Source organism: Pseudoflavonifractor sp. MSJ-37 (assembly GCF_018917965.1).
In the GTDB taxonomy this organism is placed as follows: Bacteria; Bacillota; Clostridia; order Oscillospirales; family Oscillospiraceae; genus Pseudoflavonifractor_A.
In genome coordinates this window covers 248,788-273,951 of record NZ_JAHLPP010000002.1, presented here as the reverse complement: position 1 = coordinate 273,951, position 25,164 = coordinate 248,788, and the positions used below count along the sequence as shown (strand labels likewise).

The 25,164-nt window shown below is 64.4% G+C and carries 21 protein-coding genes; 15 read left to right on the top strand and 6 right to left on the bottom strand.

Translation table 11 applies throughout. The features are described from left to right. Window positions 1-50: 50 nt before the first annotated feature. The 6 genes from KQI12_RS07100 (at window position 51) to mnmG (ending at window position 7,894) form a co-directional block, all read left to right on the top strand. A complete protein-coding gene (locus KQI12_RS07100) occupies window positions 51-1,658 on the top strand; it encodes a peptide chain release factor 3 (protein ID WP_216572108.1) in 1,608 nt (535 codons plus the stop codon). Between the two features lie 182 nt (window positions 1,659-1,840). Next, entirely contained in the window at window positions 1,841-2,584 is a 744-nt protein-coding gene (locus KQI12_RS07095; protein WP_216572364.1) for an AzlC family ABC transporter permease, read from the top strand. After that, complete coding sequence (locus KQI12_RS07090) at window positions 2,578-2,946, top strand: branched-chain amino acid transporter permease (protein ID WP_216572106.1); 369 nt, start codon at window positions 2,578-2,580, stop codon at window positions 2,944-2,946. The genes KQI12_RS07095 and KQI12_RS07090 overlap by 7 nt, the downstream gene beginning before the upstream one ends. A 99-nt stretch (window positions 2,947-3,045) precedes the next feature. After that, on the top strand, window positions 3,046-4,422 hold the full coding sequence (gene mnmE / locus KQI12_RS07085) for a tRNA uridine-5-carboxymethylaminomethyl(34) synthesis GTPase MnmE (RefSeq protein WP_216572104.1): 1,377 nt from the start codon (window positions 3,046-3,048) through the stop codon (window positions 4,420-4,422). A 34-nt stretch (window positions 4,423-4,456) separates the two neighbouring features. Further along, the gene (locus tag KQI12_RS07080) at window positions 4,457-5,347 is read left to right on the top strand and encodes a diacylglycerol kinase family protein (protein WP_216572101.1); all 891 of its coding nucleotides are present in this window, start codon (window positions 4,457-4,459) and stop codon (window positions 5,345-5,347) included. A 681-nt stretch (window positions 5,348-6,028) separates the two neighbouring features. After that, the gene (mnmG, locus tag KQI12_RS07075) at window positions 6,029-7,894 is read left to right on the top strand and encodes a tRNA uridine-5-carboxymethylaminomethyl(34) synthesis enzyme MnmG (protein ID WP_216572099.1); all 1,866 of its coding nucleotides are present in this window, start codon (window positions 6,029-6,031) and stop codon (window positions 7,892-7,894) included. 139 nt (window positions 7,895-8,033) lie between these two features. Here mnmG and KQI12_RS07070 read toward each other — a convergent pair whose 3' ends face one another. Continuing rightward, entirely contained in the window at window positions 8,034-8,189 is a 156-nt protein-coding gene (locus KQI12_RS07070; RefSeq protein WP_216572098.1) for a hypothetical protein, read from the bottom strand. Between the two features lie 113 nt (window positions 8,190-8,302). Continuing rightward, entirely contained in the window at window positions 8,303-9,100 is a 798-nt protein-coding gene (locus tag KQI12_RS07065) for a DUF4358 domain-containing protein (protein WP_216572096.1), read from the bottom strand. A gap of 173 nt (window positions 9,101-9,273) precedes the next feature. Here KQI12_RS07065 and KQI12_RS12695 point away from each other — a divergent pair, with 173 nt between their 5' ends. Next, the gene (locus KQI12_RS12695; RefSeq protein WP_216572094.1) at window positions 9,274-10,224 is read left to right on the top strand and encodes a putative ABC transporter permease; all 951 of its coding nucleotides are present in this window, start codon (window positions 9,274-9,276) and stop codon (window positions 10,222-10,224) included. A gap of 224 nt (window positions 10,225-10,448) precedes the next feature. On the opposite strand, the gene KQI12_RS07055 is transcribed toward KQI12_RS12695, so the two are convergent. Continuing rightward, window positions 10,449-11,141 carry an N-acetylmuramoyl-L-alanine amidase family protein gene (locus KQI12_RS07055; RefSeq protein WP_216572092.1) on the bottom strand — a complete coding sequence of 231 codons (693 nt, stop codon included), beginning with the start codon at window positions 11,139-11,141 and terminating at the stop codon, window positions 10,449-10,451. A gap of 317 nt (window positions 11,142-11,458) precedes the next feature. Between KQI12_RS07055 and KQI12_RS07050 the strand changes: the two genes are divergently transcribed. Continuing rightward, the gene (locus KQI12_RS07050) at window positions 11,459-12,019 is read left to right on the top strand and encodes an RNA polymerase sigma factor (protein ID WP_216572090.1); all 561 of its coding nucleotides are present in this window, start codon (window positions 11,459-11,461) and stop codon (window positions 12,017-12,019) included. Continuing rightward, window positions 12,016-12,588, top strand: coding sequence for an entericidin like toxin protein (locus KQI12_RS07045; RefSeq protein WP_216572088.1), 573 nt, complete (start codon window positions 12,016-12,018; stop codon window positions 12,586-12,588). The genes KQI12_RS07050 and KQI12_RS07045 overlap by 4 nt, the downstream gene beginning before the upstream one ends. Before the next feature lie 165 nt (window positions 12,589-12,753). On the opposite strand, the gene KQI12_RS07040 is transcribed toward KQI12_RS07045, so the two are convergent. Beyond that, on the bottom strand, window positions 12,754-13,809 hold the full coding sequence (locus KQI12_RS07040) for an FAD:protein FMN transferase (protein ID WP_253290885.1): 1,056 nt from the start codon (window positions 13,807-13,809) through the stop codon (window positions 12,754-12,756). Between the two features lie 300 nt (window positions 13,810-14,109). On the opposite strand from KQI12_RS07040, the gene KQI12_RS07035 reads away from it, so the two are divergent. From KQI12_RS07035 to KQI12_RS07010, 6 genes are all read left to right on the top strand, one after another. Next, window positions 14,110-14,385, top strand: coding sequence for a TM1266 family iron-only hydrogenase system putative regulator (locus KQI12_RS07035; protein ID WP_216572086.1), 276 nt, complete (start codon window positions 14,110-14,112; stop codon window positions 14,383-14,385). Next, the gene (hydE, locus tag KQI12_RS07030) at window positions 14,366-15,481 is read left to right on the top strand and encodes a [FeFe] hydrogenase H-cluster radical SAM maturase HydE (protein WP_216572082.1); all 1,116 of its coding nucleotides are present in this window, start codon (window positions 14,366-14,368) and stop codon (window positions 15,479-15,481) included. The genes KQI12_RS07035 and hydE overlap by 20 nt, the downstream gene beginning before the upstream one ends. 47 nt (window positions 15,482-15,528) lie before the next feature. After that, window positions 15,529-16,947 (top strand): [FeFe] hydrogenase H-cluster radical SAM maturase HydG, encoded by a 1,419-nt coding sequence (hydG, locus tag KQI12_RS07025; protein WP_371817980.1) that lies wholly within the window; start codon window positions 15,529-15,531, stop codon window positions 16,945-16,947. Between the two features lie 13 nt (window positions 16,948-16,960). Continuing rightward, complete coding sequence (gene hydF, locus KQI12_RS07020) at window positions 16,961-18,166, top strand: [FeFe] hydrogenase H-cluster maturation GTPase HydF (RefSeq protein WP_216572072.1); 1,206 nt, start codon at window positions 16,961-16,963, stop codon at window positions 18,164-18,166. Between the two features lie 641 nt (window positions 18,167-18,807). After that, entirely contained in the window at window positions 18,808-20,175 is a 1,368-nt protein-coding gene (locus KQI12_RS07015; RefSeq protein ID WP_253290884.1) for a uracil-xanthine permease family protein, read from the top strand. A 26-nt stretch (window positions 20,176-20,201) separates the two neighbouring features. Continuing rightward, entirely contained in the window at window positions 20,202-21,611 is a 1,410-nt protein-coding gene (locus KQI12_RS07010; protein WP_216572069.1) for an amidohydrolase family protein, read from the top strand. Window positions 21,612-22,409: 798 nt separating this feature from the next. Here the strand turns inward: KQI12_RS07010 and KQI12_RS07005 are convergent. Together KQI12_RS07005 and ftsH are read right to left on the bottom strand one after the other, a co-directional pair. Beyond that, entirely contained in the window at window positions 22,410-23,051 is a 642-nt protein-coding gene (locus tag KQI12_RS07005) for a transcriptional regulator (RefSeq protein ID WP_216572056.1), read from the bottom strand. Window positions 23,052-23,164: 113 nt separating this feature from the next. Beyond that, complete coding sequence (gene ftsH / locus KQI12_RS07000) at window positions 23,165-25,138, bottom strand: ATP-dependent zinc metalloprotease FtsH (RefSeq protein ID WP_253290883.1); 1,974 nt, start codon at window positions 25,136-25,138, stop codon at window positions 23,165-23,167. Window positions 25,139-25,164 lie beyond the last annotated feature (26 nt).

Here is a 25,164-nt window from a genome sequence, read left to right as displayed (position 1 = left end):
ATAATAGACCGCTGATATCGTTCATTCTTTACAAAAGGTAGGTCATCACCTTGTCGAAATACGCCTCTGAGATCGAACGCCGCCGGACGTTCGCCATCATCTCCCACCCGGATGCCGGTAAGACCACTCTGACCGAGAAGTTCTTGCTCTACGGCGGGGCCATCGCCCAGGCCGGCCAGGTCAAGGGCAAGAAGAACACCCGCGCCGCCACCTCCGACTGGATGGAGATCGAGAAGCAGCGCGGCATCTCCGTCACCTCCTCTGTCATGCAGTTCCAGTATGAGGGCTTCTGCATCAACATCCTGGACACCCCCGGCCATCAGGACTTCTCTGAGGACACCTACCGCACCCTCATGGCCGCGGACTCCGCCGTCATGGTCATCGACGCCGCCAAGGGCGTGGAGGCCCAGACCCGGAAGCTCTTCAAGGTCTGCGCCATGCGGGACATCCCCATCTTCACCTTCATCAACAAGATGGACCGGGAGGCCCGGGACTCCTTCGAGCTTTTGGAGGAGCTGGAGAAGGAGCTGGGCATCGAGACCTATCCCGTGAACTGGCCCATCGGCTGCGGCAAGGACTTCAAGGGCGTGTACGACCGGACGTCGAAGAAGATCGTCCACTTCACCTCCAACGGCGGCGCTAAAGCCGCCACTGCCACCGAGGTGGAGCTGGGTGACGAGCACCTGGACGACCTGATCGGCCGCGGCCTCCATGAGAAGCTGGTGGAGGAGATCGAGCTGCTGGACGGCGCCGCCGCCGAGTTCGATCTGGACCGGGTCCGCCACGGCAAGCTCTCCCCTGTGTTCTTCGGCTCCGCCCTGACCAATTTCGGCGTGGAGCCCTTCCTGGAGCATTTCCTCCGCATGACCACCGCGCCCCTGCCCCGGAGGGCCGGGGACGAGGTCATCGACTCTATGGGGGACGACTTCTCCGCCTTCGTGTTCAAGATCCAGGCCAATATGAACAAGGCCCACCGGGATCGGATCGCCTTCATGCGCATCGTCTCCGGCAAGTTCGAGGCGGACAAGGAGGTCTACCACGTCCAGGGCGGCCGGAAGCTCCGGCTCTCCCGGCCCCAGCAGCTCATGGCCGCCGAGCGGGAGATCATCGAGGAGGCCTACGCCGGCGACATCATCGGCGTGTTCGACCCGGGCCTCTTCTCCATCGGCGACACCCTGTGTACGCCCGCTAAAAAATTCAAGTTCGACCCCATCCCCACCTTCGCCCCCGAGCACTTCCGCCGGGTGCGGAGCCTGGACACCATGAAGCGCAAGCAGTTCCTAAAGGGCATGGAGCAGATCGCCCAGGAGGGCGCGATCCAGATCTTCAAGACCCCCTACTCCGGCATGGAGGAGGTCATCGTGGGCGTGGTGGGCGTCCTCCAGTTCGACGTGCTGGAGTACCGGCTGAAGAACGAGTACAACGTGGACCTCTACATGGAGGGCCTGCCCTATGAGTACCTGCGGTGGATCGTCCGGGAGGATGAGGACGCCGAGCCGATCAAGGAGGAGGACCTGATCCTGGGCACCGACACCAAGCTGGTGGAGGACTACAAGGGCAACCAGCTCCTGCTGTTCGGCTCCCAGTGGGCGATCCAGTGGACCACCGAGCGCAACAAGGGCCTGACGCTGCGGGAATTCGGCGAAGGCGGGGCCTAAGACCGATCATCTATCCGGGCGGGCAGGGGCAGGGGCTCCGGCCCGCCCGGTCTTTTGAAAGGAGACCGACCCCACCCTGTCCGCCGGAGGAGATACGGGTCCGCCGGAGACTTGCGATCTCCAGCGGCTTCTAGTATGATATCCCTCAGATGTCCCCATATTTTCGATCGGAGATGATCCCTGTGGACCGCAAGTCCCTCTCCGCCGCCTTCCGGGCGACGATCCCCGTCCTGATGGGCTATCTGGCCATCGGCATGGCCTTCGGCCTGATGCTCCAGAAGATCGGGTATGATCTCATCTGGGCCTTTTTCATGAGCCTGACGATCTACGCCGGCTCCGGCCAGTATCTGGGCGTCAGCCTGCTGGCCACAGGAGCCGCCCTGAGCACCGTGGCCATGATGACCCTGCTCATCAACTTCCGCCATCTGGTGTACGGCCTGTCCATGCTGGAGAAGTTCCGGGGCATGGGGCTCCGGAAGCTCTACATGATCTTCGCCCTCACGGACGAGACCTATGCCCTGCTCAGCTCCGCCAAGGCGCCGGAGGGCGTGGAGCCCAAGCGCTTCTACTTCTACATCGCCCTCCTGGATCAGCTCTACTGGATCGCGGGCTCGGTGATCGGCGCGGTGGCGGGCGCGGTCCTGCCCATCGACACCACCGGCGTGGACTTCGCCATGACCGCCCTTTTCCTGGTGATCGCCGTGGATCAGTGGCAGTCGGTGAAGAGCCACTTCCCCGCCCTGCTGGGCGGCATCGTCACCGTCATCAGCCTGGCCGTCGTGGGGGCGGACAATATGCTCCTGCCCGCGCTGGGCGTGATGGTGCTGGTCCTGCTCCTGAGTCGGAAGAAGCTGGATGATCCCGGCGTCCCCGTGGCTCAGACCGCCGGGACCGATACAGAGCGAAAGGAGGGTCCGGCATGCTGACCCCGATCCAAGCCATCGCCTCCATCGCCGTCATGGCGGTGGTGACGTTCCTGACCCGCGCCCTCCCCTTCCTGCTCTTCGACCGGGGGGACCATCCCCCCAAGCTGGTGCTCTATCTGGGACGGGTCCTCCCCCCGGCGGTGATCGCCATGCTGATCGTCTACTGCCTGAAGAGCGCGTTGTTGGCGATCGGCGGCAACTGGACCGCCCTGCTGGAGCCCGCTGTGCTGGACCAGTGGCTCCCGGCGCTGATCGCCTCGGCGGCAGTGGTGGTGCTCCACCTGTGGAAGCATAACAACCTGATCTCCATCTTCGGCGGCACGGTGCTCTACATGGTGCTGGTGCAGGTGGTGTTCGTGTGAGCCGACCGGGCCCGTGAGACCGGCGGTGTTCCACGTGGAACACCGCCGGTGACTATCGTTTGAACGTTCGGCCTATGATATATAAAGGAGGGAACGCCCATGTCCGATACGATCGCCGCCATCGCCACCGGCCCCGGCCGGTCCGCGGTGGGGATCCTGCGGCTGTCCGGGCCGGAGGCCATACCGGCGGCAGACGCCGTGTTCCGGGCCGGGAACGGCCGGAGCCTGGCCGCCTGTGAGGACCGCCGCTTGGTGCTGGGCGCGCTCCTGGACCGGGAGGGTCGTCCGGTGGATCAGGTGCTGGCCACCGTCTCCCGGGCCCCCCACAGCTATACCGGCGAGGATACGGCGGAGCTCCAGTGCCACGGTTCCCCGGCGGTGCTGGCCCTGGGGCTGGAAGCCCTCTCCGCGCATGGAGTCCGCCAGGCCGGGCCGGGGGAGTTCACCCGCCGGGCCTTCCTGAACGGCCGCTTGGACCTGATGCAGGCCGAGGCCGTGGCCGACCTGATCGACGCGGAGACCGAGGCCGGGGCCCGGGCGGCGGCGGGCCAGCTCTCCGGGGCCCTGAGCCGCCGGGTGAAGGAGATCTACGACGCTCTGGTGGACGTGAGCGCCCACTTCCACGCGGTGCTGGACTACCCGGACGAGGACATCGACGCCTTCGGGGCGGAGACGCTGGACGGGACGCTGGGAGGCGCGGAGCGGGCCCTGTCCGCCCTGCTGGCCACCTACCGCCGGGGGAAGCTCCTGACGGGCGGGATCCCCTGCGCCATCGTGGGCCGGCCAAACGCGGGCAAGTCCTCCCTGCTGAACGCCCTGCTGGGCTATGAGCGGGCCATCGTCACTGACGTCCCCGGCACCACCCGGGACACGGTGGAGGAGAAATGTGTCCTGGGCGGACGGCTCCTGCGGCTGATCGACACCGCCGGCATCCGGGACACCGCTGACGCTGTGGAGCGCATCGGGGTGGAGCGGAGCCGGAAGGCGCTGGAGGGCGCGGCGCTGGCGCTGGTCCTCACCGACCTGTCCGCCCCGCCGGCCCCGGAGGACCGGGATCTGCTGGCCCTGGCCCTGGAGCGGGCCGAGCGGGTGGTGCTGGTGGGCACCAAGCGGGATCTGGCTGAGGGCGCGCCGGAGGCCCTCCTGCCTCCAGACCAGCGGGTCCCTGTGGTGCGCCTCAGCGCCAGGACCGGCCAGGGCCTGGAGGAGCTGGAGCGGACCGTGGCCGCCCTTTTCCCCGCCGATATGGCGGAGGACCGGGGCGAGCTGTTGACCAACGCCCGGCAGGCCGGCGCGGCAGAGGCCGCACTGGAGCAGATCCGCTCCGCCCTAGACGCTCTGGCGGCCGGAGTCACGCCGGACGCGGTGCTGGTGGATGTGGAGGGGGCCATGGAGGCTCTGGGCCAGCTCACCGGCCAGAGCGTCCGGGAGGACGTGACCGCCCGGATCTTCGCCCGCTTCTGCGTGGGCAAGTGAGATGACCGCATAGCGACAGACACAGGAGGAGACCATGAGACGACTGCTGTTCATCTATAACCCCTTCGCCGGAAAGGGGAACATCAAGAGCCACATCTCAGACATCGTGGACACGTTCACGAAGCAGGGCTGGCTGGTGACGATCCATCCCACCCAGGGCAAGGGCGACGCCACGTCTGTGGCGGCGGAGCTGGGCGCTCCGTTCGACCGGGTGGTCTGCTGCGGCGGAGACGGGACCCTCCATGAGACCGTGGCGGGCCTCATGGAGCTGGAACGGCGGCCGGAGGTGGGCTATATCCCCGCCGGCACCACCAACGATTTCGCCCGGAACCTGCACCTCCCCCGGAGCCTGATCGGGAAGGCCGAGACCGCCGGGGCGGGCGTCCCCCGCCCGGTGGACCTTGGGAGCTTCAACGGGGAGCGGTTCATCTATGTGGCGGCCTTCGGGGCCTTCACCGACGTGTCCTACGACACGCCTCAGCCATTCAAGAACATGTTCGGCCATCTGGCCTATGTGCTGGAGGGGGCAGCCCGGCTGGCCTCCATCCAGGCTTACCGCCTAAGGGTGGAGCACGACGGGGGCATCGAGGAGGGCGACTTCATCTTCGGCATGGTGAGCAACACCGTGTCGGTGGGCGGCTTCAAGGGCCCCCATGCGGAGGATGTGGCTCTGGACGACGGCCTCTTCGAGGTGGTGCTGGTCCGTCAGCCCAAGAATGCGGCCCAGCTCCAGAGCATCATCCTGGCCCTGATGCAGACCAAGCCGGAGCCGGACGGCGCGGTGACGGCCTTTCGGAGCGGCCATCTGCGGGTGACCTGCACGGAGGAGCTCCCCTGGACGCTGGACGGCGAATACGGAGGAGCGCCCAAAGAGGCGGAGATCCAGGCTCTGGAGCGGGCGGTCCGTATCGTACACGGGAGATGATGGGCGTTCGTTCCGCCCACGGGGCGGGGGGATGTGTCCTCGCCGGACGGGCCGCCTGCTCGGCGGGAGCCCCCTTTCTTTTTCTCACGTGAGAAAAAGAAAGGGGGAAAAGAAAAAGAACGCCAGAGGGGGCGGGCCTCCCCTCTGGCCACCCCCTATGCGCTCGTCCTCTCCTCGTTCGGTCATAAAGGCCCTGTCCTCGTCTCGGATGTCCTCTGATCGCGCGGAGCGCACGGTCGAAAGTCTATGGTGGGGCGTCGGGGACGCCGCCCCTATGATGGCCTGGATGCACGAAATGCTCTTGTCCGATCCTGCCCTTCGAAGCGGCAGGCCATCTTGTCTTTTGAGCCGAAAAACGTCCGTCGGGAACACCGGGCAAACGTGTGTATGCTGCCAAGCTCGCGCGGGCGCTTCTGCCCTCGAACGCCAGCCGGGGACGCATTGGGGGGAGTCCAGAGGGGGATCGACTGTCCCCCTCTGGCGGTCCTTTTTCTTTCCCCTGTTTCTTTTTCTGACGCTCAGAAAAAGAAATAGGGCGCTGCCCGCGCAGGGCGCCCGTCCGCACCCGCAAGGAGTATGCCGCATCCGTAAGGCGGCAGAGCCGCCAACGGCTGCGCAAGCGAGCGCATCCCCCGTCCCGCCCCGTGGGCGGGACCCTTCTATTCTCAAAAGGAGCTTACTATGGACTACGACGCAGGTACATATGACATCGCCGTGATCGGCGCGGGACACGCGGGGATCGAGGCGGCCCTGGCCGGGGCACGGCTGGGGCTGAGGACCCTCTGTTTCACGGTGGATCTGGACGGGGTGGGCAACATGCCCTGCAACCCCGCCATCGGCGGCACCGGGAAGGGGCATCTGGTCCGGGAGATCGACGCTCTGGGCGGCGAGATGGCCCGGGCGGCGGACCGGGCCTGCATCCAGTACCGGGTACTCAACAAGGGCAAGGGCCCTGCCGTCTGGTCCCTCCGGGCCCAGGCCGACCGCCGGGAGTACCAGCGGATCATGAAGGAGACGCTGGAGCGGCAGGACCGGCTTTGGGTGAAGCAGGCCGAGATCGTGGACATCCTCACGGATGAGGCCGGGGCCGTGTCCGGCGTGCGCACCGCCACGGGCGCGGTCTATGCCGTCCGGGCGGTGGTGGCGGCCACCGGCACCTATCTGGGCGGCCGGACGATCGTGGGAGATCTGACCCGGACCTCCGGGCCGGACGGCCGGATGGCGGCCCTCCCCCTGACGGACTGCCTCCGGCGGCTGGGGCTTTCCCTCCGCCGGTTCAAGACGGGCACGCCTCCCCGGGTGGATGCCCGGAGCGTGGACTTCTCCCGGATGGAGCGGCAGGACGGGGACCCGGAGCCCCTCCCCTTCTCCTTCGAGACGACCGAGGTGCCTGAAAACCGGGCCGTGTGCTGGCTCACCTATACGAACCAGCGGACCCATGACATCATTCGGGCGAACCTGGACCGCTCCCCCCTGTGGTCCGGCACGATCGAGGGCGTGGGCCCCCGGTACTGCCCCTCCATCGAGGACAAGGTGGTCCGCTTCGCCGATAAGGAGCGCCATCAGCTCTTCATCGAGCCCATGGGCCTGGACACCGGGGAGCTGTATGTCCAGGGCCTGTCCTCCTCTCTGCCGGAGGACGTGCAGGCCGCCATGCTCCACACGATCCCCGGCCTGGAGCGGGCCGAGATGACCCGCCACGCCTACGCCATCGAGTACGACTGCGTGGACCCCACGGAGCTCCGGCCCACGCTGGAGTGCAAAAAAGTTCCCGGCCTGTACGGCGCGGGGCAGTTCAACGGCTCCTCCGGCTATGAGGAGGCGGCGGCCCAGGGCCTGGCGGCGGGCATCAACGCCGCCCTGAAGCTGCTGGGCCGGCCCCCCATGGTCCTCCGGCGGGATCAGGGCTATATCGGCGTGCTGATCGACGATCTGGTGACCAAGGGCACCAACGAGCCCTACCGGGTCATGACCTCCCGGACGGAATACCGGCTCCTCCACCGGCAGGACAACGCGGACCAGCGCCTCTGCCCGGTGGGCCATGAGGTGGGACTGGTCAGCGACGAGCGGTATCAGCGGGTGCTGGACAAGTACGCCGCCGTGGAGAAGGAGCGGAAGCGGCTGGAGCACACCGGCGCCGCCCCCTCCCCCGCGCTGGCCGCCATGCTGGCCGCCCACGGGGAGCCTCCCGCGCCTAATGGGGCCCGCTTGGCGGACCTGCTCCGCCGGCCCGGGATCGGCTATCGGGAGCTGGCTCCCTTCGACCCGGACCGCCCGCCCCTCACCGCCGCCGAGGCGGAGAGCGTGGAGATCTCCGTGAAGTATCAGGGCTACATCGATAAGCAGCTCCGCCAGGTGGAGGAGATGCGCCGTTTGGAGGGCCGGGCCCTGCCCCCGGATCTGGACTATGCCGCCCTGGCGGGCCTGCGTCTGGAGGCCCGTCAGAAGCTGGCGGCGGTCCACCCGGAGAACTTGGGCCAGGCCAGCCGGATCTCCGGCGTCAGCCCCGCCGACATCGCCGTGCTCATGGCGGTGCTGGAGCGGTAGAGACCGGGCCATCCCCTTGCCTCACACAGCCCCAAAAAGGAACGGCCCCCTTCCCCGCACAGATCTCGTGCGTGGAAGGGGGCCGTTTGCTATCTCAGCTTCTTCAGATGCTCCAAGATGACGCAGGTGCATATGACGATCACCACACAGATGACGAGGGTGCAGAAGCCAATCGCCCGAATGGTCCAGTCATCCGTGAAAATGGGAAAAAACCGTACATGGCGCCAAAGTAAAATGCGGCGGTCACACCGACGATGACACCGGCGACCGCTTTGATATATGCTTTTTCTTCCATGACAGCGCTTCATCCTTTCGTTGATCGGATGGAGGACTTGGCTCCTCCCTTTTGGCGGTCTGAGTGGAAGGGCGATGGGGACAGGACCAGAGCCCGCCCCCATCGGATCGGTCTTACTCCAGTCCGGCCACGCCGTCCCGGAAGGTCTGGACGGCGGCGTCGGCGTCCTCACCGATCACGAAGAGGAGCCAGCCGTCCTGCACCACGGTCTGGGCCTCCTGCACCTTGGGCAGGTTCTGGCTCAGATACCAGGAGAAGGTGTCCTCCTGCTGCTGGCGGTACTCCTCCAGATCGGCCCTGGCCTGGGCCTCCCTGCCGTCGGCCAGCTTGCCGATCAGCACGGTGTCCGGGCTGGTCATCATGGGGAAGAAACTCCACATCTGGGTGAAGCTGTCGCTGTGGATGCCATAGTCATCCAGGTCCTCGGGGGTGGCATTGGAGCCGATGGCCACGCCGCCCGCCTCGGCCACGGCGTAGGCCAGCTTGGCCAGCGGGGTGCCGTTGGGGGTAGAGATCTCCAGCCTGCCGTCCTTCTCCACCGCAGAGACGCCGTCCAGATGGTCCAGCACGGACACGGGCAGGAAGGTCACGCCGGCCTCCACGGTGGCGGTGACGCCCTCCAGCGCCTCATCGTCCACGGAGACAGAGCCGTCCCGGAAGTCCACCACGATCCGCCGGCCGGCCAGATAGAAGAAGCCCTGGTCCTCGTCCTGGAACCAGGAGGCGTAGCCCTTGTCGGCCTCGGTGACGAGGCGCATGGGGATGCCCTCCACGGCGGGGAGGGCACTGGTGTCCAGCGGAGTGCCGTTGAGAGAGAGCTCAGCGGCGGGAGCCCCGGCGGCCAGCGCGGCGGGGGCCAGCAGGGCGCCGGTCAGGGCGGCGCTCACGAGCAGAGAAGCGGTCTTTTTCATGGTGAGATATCTCCTTTATCATCGGTGGTCCGGGCCGCGGTGGGACCGGCCGGTGTCCGTCGTTCGGAGGGTTAGACGGCGGGGGGCGAAAAAAGTTCCCCTCTCCCCGGCTGATCTGTGATAGAATGGTCCATACTGACACAAGATGCGGGATGCCGGAAAGGAGCCCTCCTATGACGCTGTATGAACTGATCTGGTATTTTTTCGCCTATGCCTTCCTGGGCTGGTGCGGTGAGGTGTGCTATGCCGCCCTGCGGACGGGGCACTTCGTGAACCGGGGCTTCCTGAACGGCCCCCTCTGCCCCATCTACGGCTGCGGCGTGGTGCTGGTGGTGTCCCTGCTCAGCCCGCTGAAGGGCAGGTCCCTCCTCCTCTTCTTCGGGAGCGTGGTGCTGTGCAGTGCCCTGGAATGGCTCACCGGCTTCGTGCTGGAGAAGCTCTTCCATCAGAGATGGTGGGACTACTCGGAGATGCCCTTCAACCTGAACGGCTATATCTGCCCCATCTTCTCCCTCATGTGGGGCTTCGCCTGCCTCATCATCATGGATATGGTCCACCCGGCGGTATCCGGGCTGGTGAGACACATCCCCCATCTGGCAGGGGTGGTCCTGCTGATCGTGTTCGGCGTGACGGCGGTGGTGGACCTGGCCGCCACGGTGGCGGCCATGGTGGGCCTGAACAAGCACCTGCGCCAGCTGGACGAGATGGCCGCCAAGATCAAGGCCGCCTCCAACGAACTGGGAGAGAACCTGGCCGACGCCACCCTCTCCCTGTCGGAGCGGAGCGCGGACCTCAAGGAGGACCTGGCTGAGCGGAGCGCCGGGCTCCGGGTGGACCTGGCCGACCTGGCGGAGAAGGGCGCGGACCTGAAGGAAGAGCTGGCCGAGCGGGCCGCCGCCCGGGAGGCGGAGCAGACCGCCCGCCGGACGGCCCGGGAGGCCGCCCTCAAGCGCCGGGAGGCGGCGCTGGCCGAGCTCAAGGCGGCCAACGAGGAGCTGCTGTCTACTTACGGCTTCGGCCAGCGGCGTCTGCTGAAGGCATTCCCCCATATGACCTCTACCCGCTACGCCGGCGCCCTGGAGGAGGTCCGCCGGCGCGCCCGGGGGCTCCGGAAGAAGGGATGACAGGGCTCACCTTTGGATGCGTTTATCATCGAAAACAAAAAGCAGGCAGGTATGACCCACACCGTCATACCTGCCTGTCCTTATTCACGGTCGAGGCAGACCGTGGCCGTGGTGAAAAAGGTCCCAAGCATTGTCAGCATCGTTCCAACGGCGCGAAGGAGAGGCACATCGATCCTCCTCCTCTGCCGTTCTACCGCCCTTCGTGATGTCGTGACTTCAAGATGTTAGTCCGCTTCGTTCGCCAGATCCTCCTTGAACTGCGCCCAAGCATCCGGGTGGGTCACGTAGTACCGGGGGCACTCCTTGCCCGTCACGTCGTAGTGGCGGATGATCTGGTCCCCGCTCAGGTGGTACTCCTCCTGGAGCCAGTGGACCAGCTTCAGCAGGGACTGGTAGGTGGCCTCGGTGAACTGCCCCTCCTCGTCGGGATGACAGCACTCGATGGAGATCGTGTCCTCGTTCCGCCGGTTGGAGCAGTAGGCCCACTCGTCCAGCGGGACACACTGGATGATCTCCCCGTCCAGACCGATCAGAAAGTGACTGCTGGCGTAGGTATTGGTGTCGACCTCCCCCTCCGCCGGGGCGGTCTGGTCTGCCAGACCGGCGAAGAAGCTCCGGTTCTGCTCCGCGGAGGTGCCGGGGTTGCCCACATAGTGGACCACCACGCCGTCGACCTGTTCCAGCTTGGTGCCGGGCCGGGACCAGGGATTCACCGGCAGGAGCTCCTGCGTCACCCAGGAGGGGGGCGTGGGGCCGCCTGCCTCCTCACGGCCGGTCCGGGCCAGGAGGAACTTCACCCCCAGCAGGACTGCCACCAGCGCGGCTAGCGCCGCTGGGATCAGGAACATCCTCCTGCCGCTGTCCTTCTGCCGCTTCCCCCGGGCCGCGACCCGCTTTCCGCCCTTCGTCTGTGCCATTTGGAGCCGTCTCCTCTCGTCTCGTGGTATCCTCCCATTATACCAGAGTTTCCGGCGCTTGTCTTTTAAGATATCATGGATTCCCTTTTACCTTTTGTGTGGATAGGGTAGAACTCCGGTGATTTCACTAAATCACGCACTTAACCGATACTGGATACCGAAAAGAGCCGAAGTCAGCTTCGGCATTTTTTCATACCTAAATTGTAGAATATTGTGGTATTATGGGATAGAAAAATATTTGAAAAAATGTGTGAGATTTGAGTTCAAAAGTTGTGTATATAGGTGAAAGGGTAAATTTGAAAGTGAGGTGAACACTGATGGATGACGCAAAGATAGTCCAGTTATACTGGGATAGGAATGAGCAGGCAATCCCCGCAACAGCAGACAAGTATGGAAGCTACTGTACCTCGATTGCCAAGAACATACTGGGCAACCATGAGGACACAGAGGAATGCGTGAACGATACATACTTGAACGCATGGAACTCCATGCCACCGCATAGACCGAGCATTCTATCTACGTTCCTTGGGAAAATAGTCCGCAACTTATCGTTTAACCGATACAAGCATAACACTGCCGACAAACGAGGCGGCGGAGAGTTGCCTGTGGTTTTGGAGGAACTTTCAGACCTGGTATCTGGCAAGGATGATGTTGAACAGGTATTTGACCAAAAGGAACTCACGAAAGCCATTGATACATTTCTGGATAGTCTTTATCCAGAGAAAAGAAGTATTTTCATCAGCCGATACTGGTACACCGATAGCATTTCAGAAATTGCTATCCGGCACGGCATGAATGATGGGGCAGTATCAATGGCCCTTAACCGCCTCCGCCTTAAACTACACAACTACCTTTTAGAAAGGGGCTTTGAACTATGACTAACGAAAAACTGTATGAAGTCCTCGGCGATATCAATGAGAAATATGTCAGCGAGGCAAGGGTATATCAAAAAGCAAAGAAGCCCGTCTGGGCTAAATGGGGAGCGGTTGCAGCTTGTTTGGCTTTAGTATGCGTTGCGGCAATTCCCTTTTTTCTCCACAACAATAGTGTTACTACTCCGGGTATAGCAGATGCGGCACCGATGATTTATGTTAATGACACCTTGTATAAGCAGTCCACTTCGCAAACATCGTTCAACGAATTGAAAGACGATTTTGTTTATTTAGGCGTCATTGAAAGTGATGTTACCAACTTCCAAGGCACAAATGACGCAGGTAATTATTTGGACGGGATACCCAAAGAAAACTTCCAGGCAAATCACCCTATTGTTGGCGCAGAAGTTTATCAATATGGCGAAAACATCGTCGTTGGGATTGGCGGGAAATACTGGTTGTATGAAAACTATCATAGCACAGACCTCGACGGAAACCCAGACGGGTATGGCCCACTCCCCAATAACCAAACTTCTGGTGAAGAAGTATCAGAACAAGACCCTGCCGCAAACTGAATGAGCTATCTTCATATCGAAAGGACAGCCGAGAAGTCGACTGTCCTTTTTCTATGCCCATTTTCCGTCAAATCGACGGAGGGATTGGCGGATAGGCTTATATCAACACTTAGGGTAAAAGGGAGATCATGGATCCGGCGGCCCGTCTATCTGGGACCAATGGAGTCAGCGGCGGATGACGGTCAGGTCCCGTCCCTCCCAGTCCCCATAGAGGGAGAAGCGGTCCTCCAGCCCCTCGGAGATCTGGACGGTGCCGTCCTCCAGCAGGAGGACGTAGTCGAAGCCGTCGTTGGCCCGCCAGCAGTCGGCGGCCCTCTCCGGCCCCAGGAGGAAGAGGGCGGTGGACAGGGCGTCCCCCTCTATGCCGGAGGGGCCGACGATCGTGGCGGAGGCCACGCCGGACCGGGCGGGATGGCCGTCCGCCGGGTCGATGATGTGCCAGTAGCGGACGCCGTTTTCCTCGAAGTACCGCTCATAGCCGCCGGAGGTGATCGCGGCCTCGTCCCGGAGCTCCACCACGCCGGCATAGCCGTCCCCGTCCGGGTCCTGGAGGGCCACCCGCCAGGCGGAGCCGTCCGGCTTAGAGCCCAGAGCCTGGATGTTGCCCCCCAGGCTCACCAGAGCGGAGGTCACGCCCCGGTCCCGGAACAGGTCCATGAGCCGGTCGCCGGTATAGCCCTTGGCCACGGCCCCCAGGTCGATCTCCATGCCGTCCGGGACGGTGAGCCGGTCCCCATCCAGCCGGATCCGGGTCCAGTCCACGGCCCGGAGCAGGCTTTGGAGCTCCTCCTCCCCCGGCACCCGGTAGTCCACGGTGGTGAAGCCCCAGGCCCGCACCACCGGATAGATGCTGATGTCCAGCGCCCCGCCGGTGCGCTCACACAGCGTCAGGGCCTGTGCCACCAGATCCGCCGTATCCTCGGACAGAGGGACGGGGACGCCGCCGCTGTGGTCGGCGGCGTAGATCTCGCTGTCCGGATCGGTGACGGACAGGAGGCCCTCCAGATGCCGGATCTCCGCCTCTGCGTCGGCGAGGAGGGCCTCCCCCTCCGCCGGATCCGTCCCATAGACGGTCAGGTCCATGACAGTGTCCATGGCGAAGAGCTCAGACCGGACCGGCTCCGTCTCCGGGGCGGCGGAGGAGGCGGACGGCGTGGACGGAGCACAGGCAGTGAGGGCAAGGGTGGCCAGGAAGGCCGGGAACAGGCGGATGGATCGCATAAGGGACGGGCTCCTTTCGAGGGACGTGTAGTCGGACCGAAGGTTAGTGGATACTAACTTTGCGAGACCTATCATAGCACGACCCGGGCGGAAACGCAACTTTGTCCATTTGGATCCGGAAATGCTTTACAAAAACAAGACTGGCCAGTATAATAGAAGAGACATCGCTGACGCGGAAGGATCCGATCCTGACGGGGAAGGGACGTGACGAGAGCGGGGCCGTGCCGGCCCTATGGTAGCGCGCGCCCTTTTTCGGGGCGCGTTTTTTGTCCCGCGGAGCGCGGAGAAAGGAGAACAGATATGGAAGCAGATCGTGTGGCCCTGCTGGGCCTGGTGGTGGAGGATCCCGACTCGGTGGAGCCCCTGAACAAGATCCTCCACGACTACAAGGACTATATCATCGGGCGGATGGGCATCCCCTACCGCCAGCGGGGGGTCAACCTGATCAGCATCGTGCTGGATGCCCCCGCCGATGCCATCAGCACCCTGTCCGGCAAGGCTGGGATGCTGTCCGGCGTCACCTGCAAGGCGGTCTACTCCAAGCTGCCGGAGGCCGATGAGAACGCTGCTCGATAAGCTGGAGCGGGAGCATCGGCTCTCCAAAGCGGAGTTCGCCTCCCTCCTCCGGGCCAGAGATCCGGATCTGGAGCGAGAGGCCGCCCGCCGAGCCGACGCCGTCCGTCGGCGCTGCTACGGTGCCGACGTGTATATCCGGGGCCTGATCGAGTTCACCAACTGCTGCCGGAACGACTGCCTCTACTGCGGCATCCGGCGCTCCAACGCCCATGTGGAGCGCTACCGTCTGACAGAGGAGCAGATCCTCTCCTGCTGTCGGGAGGGGCATATGCTGGGCTACCGCACCTTCGTCCTTCAGGGGGGCGAGGACCCAAAGTGGGGGCCGGAGCGGATCGCGGATCTGGTCCGGACGATCCGGACGGATTGGCCCGACTGCGCCGTGACCCTCTCCGTGGGCGAGCACAGCCGGGCGGTCTACCAGCTCTGGTTCGACGCCGGGGCGGAGCGCTATCTCCTCCGGCACGAGACGGCGGACGACGCCCATTACCGCACCCTCCATCCCCCGGAGATGTCCCCGGAGCACCGGAAAAAATGCCTGTGGGACCTGAAGGACATCGGGTACCAGGTGGGAGCGGGCTTCATGGTGGGCTCCCCCGGCCAGACGGAGGAGCAGCTGGCGGAGGACCTGTGCTTTCTCTACGAACTCCAGCCCGACATGGTGGGCATCGGACCCTTCATCCCCCACCACGACACCCCCTTCCGGGACCGGCCCCGGGGCTCGCTGGAGCAGACCCTGTTCCTGCTGAGCCTGATCCGGCTGATGCTGCCCACGGTGCTCCTGCCGGCGACCACGGCGCTGGGGACGATCCACCCTCAGGGCCGGGAGCTGGGCATCCGGGCCGGAGCCAATGTGTGTATGCCCAACCTCTCCCCCACGGCGGTGCGGGAGAAATACGCCCTCTACGACGACAAGATCTGCACCGGGGACGAGTCGGCCCAGTGCCGCCAGTGCCTGGCCGCCCGGATGGCCTCGGCGGGCTATCAGGTCGTCGTCGGCCGGGGAGACCGGGCGGGCCGGCAGGAGCGGGCTCCGTGCCCGCATCCTGCCCCTCTGCGGCCCGCGCATCGCGATCCATCCGACTATAAAAATATCTGACGGGGAAGCCCATGCGGCGCTGACCCATAAGAAAGGACTTGACCGAAGTGTACGATCCCAGATCTATGAAAGCCCAGGAGTTCATCGACCATCAGGAGATCCTGGAGAGCCTGGCCTATGCCGATGCCCACAAGACCGACGACGCCCTGATCGGTTCGATCCTGGACAAAGCCCGCCTGCGTAAGGGCCTCTCCCATCGGGAGGCCTCCGTCCTGCTGGCCTGCGAGCTGGAGGACCGGAACCGGGAGATCGATGAGCTGGCCCGGCAGATCAAAAAGGACTTCTATGGCGACCGCATCGTCATGTTCGCCCCGCTCTATCTGTCCAATTACTGCGTGAACGGCTGTCTCTACTGTCCCTACCACGCCAAGAACAAGCACATCGCCCGGAAGAAGCTGACCCAGGACGAGATCCGGGCCGAGGTCATCGCCCTCCAGGATATGGGGCACAAGCGTCTGGCCCTGGAGGCCGGCGAGGACCCCCTCCACAATCCGCTGGAGTATATCCTGGAGTCCATCCGGACCATCTACTCCATCCAGCACAAGAACGGCGCGATCCGCCGGGTGAACGTGAACATCGCCGCCACCACGGTGGAGGACTACCGGAAGCTGAAGGAGGCCGGCATCGGCACCTACATCCTCTTCCAGGAGACCTATGATCAGGAGAGCTATGAAAAGCTTCACCCCACCGGGCCCAAGAGCAACTACGCCTACCACACCGAGGCCCACGACCGGGCCATGCAGGGCGGCATCGACGACGTGGGCCTGGGCGTCCTCTTCGGGCTGGAGAGCTACCGCTATGAGTTTGCCGGCCTGCTCATGCACGCCGAGCATCTGGAGGCCGTGTTCGGCGTGGGCCCCCACACCATCAGCGTCCCCCGGGTCTGCCCCGCCGACGACATTGACCCAGACGCCTTCGACAACGGCATCTCCGATGACATCTTCGCCAAGGTCGTGGCCTGTATCCGGGTGGCGGTGCCCTACACCGGCATGATTGTCTCCACCCGGGAGAGCCAGAAGAGCCGGGAGCGGGTGCTGGAGCTGGGCATCTCCCAGATCTCCGGCGGCTCCCGCACCAGCGTGGGCGGCTATGCCGAGGAGGAGCCGCCGGAGGACAACTCCGCCCAGTTCGACGTGTCCGACCGCCGGAGCCTGGACGAGGTGGTCCGCTGGCTCATGGAGCTGGGCTATGTGCCCTCCTTCTGCACCGCCTGCTACCGGGAGGGCCGCACCGGCGACCGGTTCATGTCCCTGTGCAAGTCCGGCCAGATCCAGAACTGCTGCCTCCCCAACGCCCTGATGACCCTGAAGGAGTATCTGACCGACTACGCCGCCCCTGAGACCCGGGCCGTGGGCGACCGGGTCATCGCCCAGCAGCTGGACGGCATCCCCAACGAAAAGGTCAAGCAGATCGTGACGGAGCGGCTGGAACGGATCGCCCACGGCGAGCGGGACTTCCGGTTCTAAGAGGAGGAGCGGCATGAGCGGACTCAACGAGACCCCCTCCGGCGAGCGGGTCCACATCGCCTTCTTCGGTCGGCGGAACGCGGGCAAGTCCAGTCTGGTGAACGCCTTCACCGGACAGGCCCTGTCCATCGTCTCCCCGGTGGAGGGCACCACTACCGACCCGGTGTACAAGTCCATGGAGCTCCTGCCCCTAGGTCCGGTGCAGATCATCGACACCCCGGGCATCGACGACGTGGGAGAGCTGGGGGCCCTGCGGGTGGAGAAGGCCCGCCAGGTGCTGGACCGGACCGATCTGGCTATCCTGGTGGCGGATGCCGCCGAGCCTCTTGGGCCCGCCATGGAGGCCCTCCGGGAACAGATCCGGGACCGGAAGCTCCCCTGCCTGCTGGCGTGGAACAAGGCCGACCTCCTTCCCGCCGTGCCGGAGGGGACGGACGAGGCCCTCTGGGTCAGCGCGAAGACCGGGCTCCACATCACCGAGCTGAAGGAGGCGGCCGCCCGGGCGGCCATCGGAGCCGTGGAGGAGCGGCCTCTGGTCTCCGATCTGCTGGAGCCGGGGGACACGGCGGTGCTGGTGGTCCCCATCGACAAGGCCGCCCCCAAGGGCCGCCTGATCCTCCCCCAGCAGCAGACCATCCGGGACGTGCTGGAGGCGGGCGCCTCCGCCTTGGTGTGCCGGGACACGGAGCTGGCCCAGACGCTGGAGAAGCTGGCGGAGCCGCCCAAGCTCGTCATCACGGACAGTCAGGCGTTCGCCCAAGTGGCCGGGATCGTGCCGCCCGCGGTGTCCCTGACCTCCTTCTCCATCCTCATGGCCCGGTACAAGGGAGATCTGCCCCTGACCGTGGCGGGAGTGCGGGCCGTCGACCGCTTGAAGGACGGGGACCGGGTGCTGATCGCGGAGGGCTGTACCCACCATCGCCAATGCGGAGACATCGGCACCGGGAAGCTCCCCTGCCTGATCCGGGCCAAGCGGGGGGTGGAGCCGGACTTCACCTTCTGCTCCGGCCGGAAGTTCCCGGCGGACCTGAGCGGCTATGCCATGGTCATCCACTGCGGCGGCTGTACGCTGGGCCCCCGCGAGATGGCCTCCCGCCAGCGGGCGGCCCGGGATCAGGGCGTGCCTATCACCAACTATGGGATCCTGATCGCCTATCTGAACGGGATCCTCCCCCACGCCGTCGCCCCCTTTCCGGATGTGGCGGCCCTGCTGGGATGATCGGACCGAAAAGTGGATAGGATAAGGGGCGGGCCTCGCAAAAGGGGCCCGCCCTGTTCTATATCTGGACGATAGGAGGATCGTGCGATCTGCCATGGAAAATAGTTCCTTTCATGAGGTCTGACCCTCGAAAATGAATGTCGGTATTCGCCGACTGTCCGGAGACCTGTGGAAAACTATGTGGATAATGTGGAAAAGCCCGGCTGCACAGGGACGGAAGTTCTTTCCAATGAAATATCGGCCCATGTTCGATCGCATAAAGGCTGTCAAATAGCAAATCATTTCGGCCCCGATTTGTTGATGCGCCCTTACAAAAAGTCATGGACAACTCATATAAGGTATTGTATCATTTTTAACAGAAAAGGAGGGATCATCGTCAGCCGCGCTTGCAGTGAATGCGCGGGAGGAACAGGGTTCTTTTCTCATCTTATCCTGTCCTCATGCCTGTATCCTGACCCGGCCCGACCCGCCGGCGTCTGCCCTGCTGTGGGTGGACGGCGGTACTTTTTTGCTTGTGAACGGGCCACAGGCAGCGGCGCATACCCTGACCTCCAAAGCAGCGCCGCTCCGTCCGCAACGAGATGAGATAGTTAGGAAGAGAACGACTCTTCCTGGTGGACATCCTTCGGAGGGATCATACTTTGAAACAGAACAACAAGAGCAACGCGATCTACGAGTTGGACGGCAGACCGCCGTTCCTCCAGGCATTCCCGCTTGGATTCCAGCAACTGCTGGCCATGTTCGTGGGCAACATCGTGCCCATGATCCTGGTGGCCAACGCCTGCGGCATGGACAGCTACCACGCCACCCTGCTCATCCAGTGCTCCGTACTGGGCGCCGGCGTGGCCACCCTGATCCAGGCGTTCCCCATCAAGATCGGCAAGATACGGATCGGTTCGGGACTGCCCATCATGATGGGTTTGACCTACACCTTCCTGCCCATCTGTCTGGCCGTCGCCACCAATGAGGACCTGGGCCTCCCCGTCCTGTTCGGCGCGCAGCTCGTCGCCGCGTTCTCTTCCGTTTTCGTGGCATTCCTTCTTCCCTATATCCGCAAGTACTTCCCGCCCATCGTCACCGGTACCATCATCGTGTCGATCGGCATCTCCTGCTTCTCCGTGGCTATCTACAACCTGGCCGGCGGCCAGGGCGACCCCGCTATGGGCCAGCCTCATAACTGGCTGATCGGCGCGCTGGTCATCGTGGTCATCGTGGCCTGCAGCGCCTTCGGCAAGGGCATGATCAACGCTGCCGCCGTGCTGATCGGCATCGTGGCCGGCTACATCGTGGCCGCCGTGGCCGGCTATGTGGACTTCTCCAGCATCGCCTCCGCCAAGTGGTTCGACATCCCCCAGCCTCTGGCCTTCGGCAACGGCGGCGCTCCCCTGGAGTTCCGTTTGGAGTTCATCCTGGTCTTCATCCTGCTCTACTTCATCAACGCCGTGGAGATGACCGGCGACATGACCGTTTCCGCCACCGGCGGCCTGGGCCGCCAGCCTCTGGATGAGGAGCTCTCCGGCGGTATCCTGGGCAACGCCGTGGGCTGTATCTTCTCCTCCTTCTTCAACTGCTTCGCCACCGGCTCCTACAGCCAGTGCTCCGGCATCGTGGCCATGACCAAGGTCTGCTCCCGCTGGGTCATGGGCACCGGCGCCATCACCCTGATCGTGGCGGCCTTCTGCCCCAAGCTGGCAGCCCTGCTGTCCACCATCCCCAACTGTGTGGTGGGCGGCGCTACGGTCGTCGTGTTCTCCATGATCACCATGAGCGGTATGTCCCTGGTGGCCAAGAGCCGCTTCACCAGCCGCTCTATGCTCGTCTGCGGCATCTCCCTCACCCTGGGCCTGGGCCTCTCCTTCGCGAAGGACACCCTGGATGTGGTGGGCGGCTATGTCCAGATGTTCTTTGGTGAGTCCAGCATCATCCTGGTGGCTCTGACCGCCATCGTCCTCAACATCGTCCTGCCTAAGACGCAGGAGGACCGGGACGCGGAGGCCGCTGAGGACTAAGTGAAGAAAAAAGGAGCAATGCTATCATGATCGACCATCTGCTGAAAAACGGGATCATCGTCACTGTCGACAAGGAGCGCAACATCTTCTTCCAGGGTGCTGTCGCGGTCAAGGACGGCCGCATCGTCGAGGTGGGCCCCAGCGCCGAGCTGGAGGCCAAGTACACCGACGCGGCCAGAGTCACGGACCTGGACGGCAAGATCGTCTTCCCCGGCTTCGTGAACACCCACAACCATCTGTTCCAGACCCTGCTGAAGGGCCTGGGCGACGACATGGTGCTGAAGGACTGGCTGGAGACCATGACCTTCCCCGCCGCCACCAACCTGACCCGGGAGGACTGCTATCTGGCGTCCATGCTGGGCTGCATGGAGGGCCTGCACAGCGGCATCACCACCATGCTGGACTATATGTATCCCCATCCCATCGGCGAGCTGTCCGACGGCGTGGTGGACGCCATGCGGGACCTGGGCATCCGCGGCATCCTGGGCCGCGGATGCATGAACACCGGCAAGCAGTTCGGTGTGCATCCCGGCATCATGCAGGATACCGCCACCATCGAGAAGGACCTCTACCGGGTGTTCGACGCCTATCACAACAGTGAGAACGGCCGCATCCAGGTGTGGGTGGCCCCTGCCGCCATCTGGTCCAACACCAAGGAGAACCTGCAGATGCTGTGGCGCGTGACCAACGAGTACAAGTCCGGCTTCACCGTCCACATCTCCGAGACGCCCTGGGACCGCGACGCCGCGCAGGAGCTCCATGGCAAGCCCGACGCTGAGGTGCTGGAGGAGCTGGGTATCGTCGGCCCCAACGTGCTGATGGTCCACTGCTGCTACCTGACCGACAAGGACATCGCCATGGCCAAGAAGTACGACATGAAGGTGTCCCACAACGTCTGTTCCAACCAGTATCTGTCCTCCGGCGTGGCCGATGTGCCCAAGATGCTCCGCAACGACATCACCGTCTCTCTGGGCGTGGACGGCGCCGCCAGCAACAACGCGCAGGACATGGTGGAGCTGATGAAGTTCACCGCCCTCCAGCACAAGGTCGCCACCCGGAACCCCCTGGCCATGTCCGCCGAGAAGGTCCTGGAGATGGCCACCATCGACGGCGCCCGCGCCGTGGGCTTGGACAAGGAGATCGGTTCTCTGGAGGTCGGCAAGAAGGCCGACCTGGTGATCTTCGATCCTCTGGAGTGCCCCAAGGCCATCCCCATGCACAACCCCGTGTCCACGCTGGTGTACTCCTCCTCCATCAAGAACATCGTCGGCGCGATGGTCGACGGCAAGATGCTGATGGAGAACGGCGTCATCACCACCGTGAAGGACGAGAAGGAGATCTACCGCAAGGTGCAGAAGTGCGCCGAGGATCTCTGTGAGCGCGGCGGCATCACCAACCGCCGCGAGGGCCACAAGTGGAACCGCACCTACGGCTGAGCCGACGGGTCCGGTCCTGAGCAAGGCATATGAAACAGCGCGTCCCTGGAGCGTGAGCTCCAGGGACGCGCTTTCGTCTGGGGTCCCGCCATGGGCGGGGACGGGGGATGCGCTCGCTTGCGCAGCCGTTGGCGGCTCTGCCGCCTTACGGATGCGGCATGCCCCTTGCGGGTGCGCGCGGGCCGCCTGCTCGGCGGGGGCCCCCTTTCTTTTTCTCACGTGAGAAAAAAGAAAGGGGGAAAAGAAAAAGAACGCCAGAGGGGGCGGACCTCCCCTCTGGACACCCCCTATGCGCTCGTCCTCTCCTCGTTCGGTCATAAAGGCCCTGTCCTCGTCTCGGATGTCCTCTGATCGCGCGGAGCGCACGGTCGAAAGTCTATGGTGGGGCGTCGGGGACGCCGCCCCTATGATGGTCTGGACGCACGAAATGCTCCCGTCCGATCCTGCCCTTCGAAGCGGCAGGCCATCTTGTCTTTTGAGCCGAAAAACGTCCGTCGGGAGCGCCGGGCAAACGTGTGTGTGCTGCCAGGCTCACGCGGGCGCTGTTGCCTTCGAACGCCGGCCGGGGACGCATTGGGGGGAGTCCAGAGGGGGATCGACTGTCCCCCTCTGGCGGTCCTTTTTCTTTCCCCTGTTTCTTTTTCTGACGCACAGAAAAAGAAATAGGGCGCTGCCCGCGCAGGGCGCCCGTCCGGCGAGGACACATTCCGTCCCGCCCGCGGCGGGAAAAACAGCCAACGGCTGCGCAAGCGAAGACACAATGCCCCGCCTGCGGGCGGACCGAATACCGCCGAGAGCTCACCGCCCCTCCTTCGCCTCATCGATATAGTTGTAGAGGGTGTACTTGGAGACGTGGAAGAACTTGCAGATCTTTTCACTGCTCTTGGTGATGAGGAAGGCTCCGGACTGCTCCAGGAAGCGGACCGCCTCCACCTTGTCGTCCTTGCTCATCAGGGCCACCGGCCTGCCCACCCGACGGACGCTCTCTTCGATCAGCTCGTCCAGCAGGACGTTGACACTGCGCACCGGTCCCTCCGGCGTCTGGAGAGGCTGTGGGGCGGTGAACTGCCGCAGGTCCTCCTCCATGGACAGCAGGAGGCTGATGTCGTAGGAGATCTCCAGGGCGGCCGCGGGGGCCCCGGCCTCATCCCGGTAGAAGCAGACGCTGGACTTGAGCATCTTGCCGTCTCTGGTGCGGCGCAGGCCGCAGACATGGTCCTCCCGGGGGCCGCGGCCGCCCCGCAGGGCCTCCAGCATGAGGGGAGAGGGCCCGTCTCCCACGGCCCGGCCGCTGATCTGGCCGTTCTCGATGGCTGCGATGGACCGGCACCGGTCCGGGACCGTCAGGTCATGGACGGCGGCTTCGCACCGGGGGCCGAACTGCCGGACCAGGCTCCGGGCCAGTTCCTCTAAGAAATGAAGGGTGGACGCCTGCGACATATACGCCGCTCCTTTCCGGTTTCGAGATATCCTGGAACATATTTTAACATATCGGACGAAAAACACAAGGCGCCCCCGCTCATTCGAGCGGGGGCGCGGTCGTGCCGTCAGAGTCATTTTTCATCCTCGGAGACGGGAGCCTCCGCGGCCTTGGAGCGGGGCTTCCCGCCGGTGACTTCGGGCAGGAGGTCCGGTCCTGGGTCTGCCGGGGCCGCCCAGCCCTCCGGGGGCGGGAGGGGCTCGTCAGAGCCGGAGAACACCAGCTCGAACGTCTTGGCGTCCATGTTCTCATACTCCAGCAGATACCGGGCGGTGCGCTCCAGCTCCGGCCGGCGGGCGCGGAGGATCTCCTGGCACCGGGCATAGGCCTGGTCGATCAGAGCCTTGACCTCCTCGTCGATGATGGCGGCCACCTCTTCGGAGTAGGTCTTGGTCTGGGCCATGGAGCGGCCGATGAACACCTCGCCATGGCCGGAGTCGAACACTACGTTGCCCAGACGGTCGCTCATGCCGTAGCGGGTGACCATGTTCCGGGCGATGGAGGTGGCCTTCTGAAGGTCGTTCCCCGCGCCGGTGGAGATGTCGTTCAGAGCCAGCTGTTCGGCGGCCCGGCCGCCCAGACAGACGGCGATCCGCTCGGTCAGGGCCTGCCGGGACAGGAAGGACACGTCCTCCCGGGGAAGAGAGATGGTCATGCCTCCCGCCTGGCCTCTGGGGATGATGGTGATCTGATGGACCGGGTCCTGAGTCTCCAGCTCATGGATCACGATGGCGTGGCCCGCCTCGTGATAGGCGGTCAGGTCCCGCTCCCGCTGGATCACCACCCGGCTCTTTTTCTCGGGGCCGGCCACCACTTTGATGACGGCCTCCCGCAGGTCCCGCATGGCGATGAAGCGCTCGTGCCGGCGGGCGGCCAGTAGGGCGGCCTCGTTCATCAGGTTCTCCAGGTCGGCGCCGGTGAAGCCGCCGGTAGACCGGGCCAGCTCCCGCAGGCTCACGTCATCGCCCAGCGGCTTGTTCCGGGCGTGGACCCGGAGGATCTCCTCCCGGCCCAGAGCGTCCGGGGGACCTACATAGACCTGCCGGTCGAAGCGTCCGGGGCGCAGGAGGGCGGGATCCAGGATGTCCTGCCGGTTGGTGGCGGCCAGGACCACCACGCCCTCGTTGGAGCCGAAGCCGTCCATCTCCACCAGGAGCTGGTTCAGGGTCTGCTCCCGCTCGTCATGTCCGCCGCCCAGGCCGGCGCCGCGCTGGCGGCCCACGGCGTCGATCTCGTCGATGAAGACGATGGCGGGGGCGTTCTTCTTGGCCTGGTCGAACAGATCCCGGACCCGGCTGGCGCCCACGCCCACATAGAGCTCCACGAAGTCGGAGCCGGAGATGGACAGGAAGTGGACCCCGGCCTCTCCGGCCACGGCCTTGGCCAGCAGGGTCTTGCCGGTGCCCGGAGGGCCCACCAGCAGGACGCCCTTGGGGATCCGGGCGCCCAGGCTCAGGAAGCGCTTGGGGTCTCGCAGGAACTCCACGATCTCCTGGAGCTCCGCCTTCTCCTCCTTGGCGCCGGCCACATCGGAGAAGCTGACCCGCTTGGCCTGATCGTCCATGGTGCGGGTCCGGGCCCGGCCGAAGCGGGCGGTGCGGTCGCCGCCGCCCCCGGCGCCTCCACCGTTCTGGCGGAGGAACATCACATACCACAGGCCGCCGAACAGGGCGATCACGCCCACCCAGGCGATCATATCGAACCACCAGGGCTTCTGGAACGCACCGCTGTAATCATAGGTCAGCAGGCCCGCGTCCCGCTGGCTGACCAGCATATCGTTGAATTCTGCGTAGAAGGTGTCGAAGCTGGGCAGGTCGTGGGTGAGCACGGTGGTGCCGTACTCATCCTTGTCCCGCAGGGTGAGGGTGAGCCGGTCCCCCTTCACCGTCACGTCGGAGACCTTCTGCTGGACCAGGAGCTGGCGGATGTCGCCGTAGGTCAGCTGGGGCTGGGCATTGGTCCCCTGGAGCGTGAAGATGCTGGTCAGCAGGATCACGACCACCAGCAGGGAAAAGCCGATGTCGCGCAGACTTCCTCTCTTATTCAAAAAACGGACACTCCCCCCGGCGCTCC

Coding starts and splice junctions, on each gene's coding strand:
- KQI12_RS07065 (WP_216572096.1), bottom strand. CDS start 9,100: ATGAAAAAGACCGCTTCTCTGCTCGTGAGCGCCGCCCTGACCGGCGCC.
- KQI12_RS12695 (WP_216572094.1), top strand. CDS start 9,274: ATGACGCTGTATGAACTGATCTGGTATTTTTTCGCCTATGCCTTCCTG.
- KQI12_RS07070 (WP_216572098.1), bottom strand. CDS start 8,189: ATGGAAGAAAAAGCATATATCAAAGCGGTCGCCGGTGTCATCGTCGGT.
- mnmG (WP_216572099.1), top strand. CDS start 6,029: ATGGACTACGACGCAGGTACATATGACATCGCCGTGATCGGCGCGGGA.
- KQI12_RS07005 (WP_216572056.1), bottom strand. CDS start 23,051: ATGTCGCAGGCGTCCACCCTTCATTTCTTAGAGGAACTGGCCCGGAGC.
- KQI12_RS07050 (WP_216572090.1), top strand. CDS start 11,459: ATGGATGACGCAAAGATAGTCCAGTTATACTGGGATAGGAATGAGCAG.
- KQI12_RS07040 (WP_253290885.1), bottom strand. CDS start 13,809: ATGCGATCCATCCGCCTGTTCCCGGCCTTCCTGGCCACCCTTGCCCTC.
- hydE (WP_216572082.1), top strand. CDS start 14,366: ATGAGAACGCTGCTCGATAAGCTGGAGCGGGAGCATCGGCTCTCCAAA.
- mnmE (WP_216572104.1), top strand. CDS start 3,046: ATGTCCGATACGATCGCCGCCATCGCCACCGGCCCCGGCCGGTCCGCG.
- KQI12_RS07055 (WP_216572092.1), bottom strand. CDS start 11,141: ATGGCACAGACGAAGGGCGGAAAGCGGGTCGCGGCCCGGGGGAAGCGG.
- KQI12_RS07035 (WP_216572086.1), top strand. CDS start 14,110: ATGGAAGCAGATCGTGTGGCCCTGCTGGGCCTGGTGGTGGAGGATCCC.
- hydF (WP_216572072.1), top strand. CDS start 16,961: ATGAGCGGACTCAACGAGACCCCCTCCGGCGAGCGGGTCCACATCGCC.
- KQI12_RS07045 (WP_216572088.1), top strand. CDS start 12,016: ATGACTAACGAAAAACTGTATGAAGTCCTCGGCGATATCAATGAGAAA.
- KQI12_RS07010 (WP_216572069.1), top strand. CDS start 20,202: ATGATCGACCATCTGCTGAAAAACGGGATCATCGTCACTGTCGACAAG.
- KQI12_RS07080 (WP_216572101.1), top strand. CDS start 4,457: ATGAGACGACTGCTGTTCATCTATAACCCCTTCGCCGGAAAGGGGAAC.
- KQI12_RS07090 (WP_216572106.1), top strand. CDS start 2,578: ATGCTGACCCCGATCCAAGCCATCGCCTCCATCGCCGTCATGGCGGTG.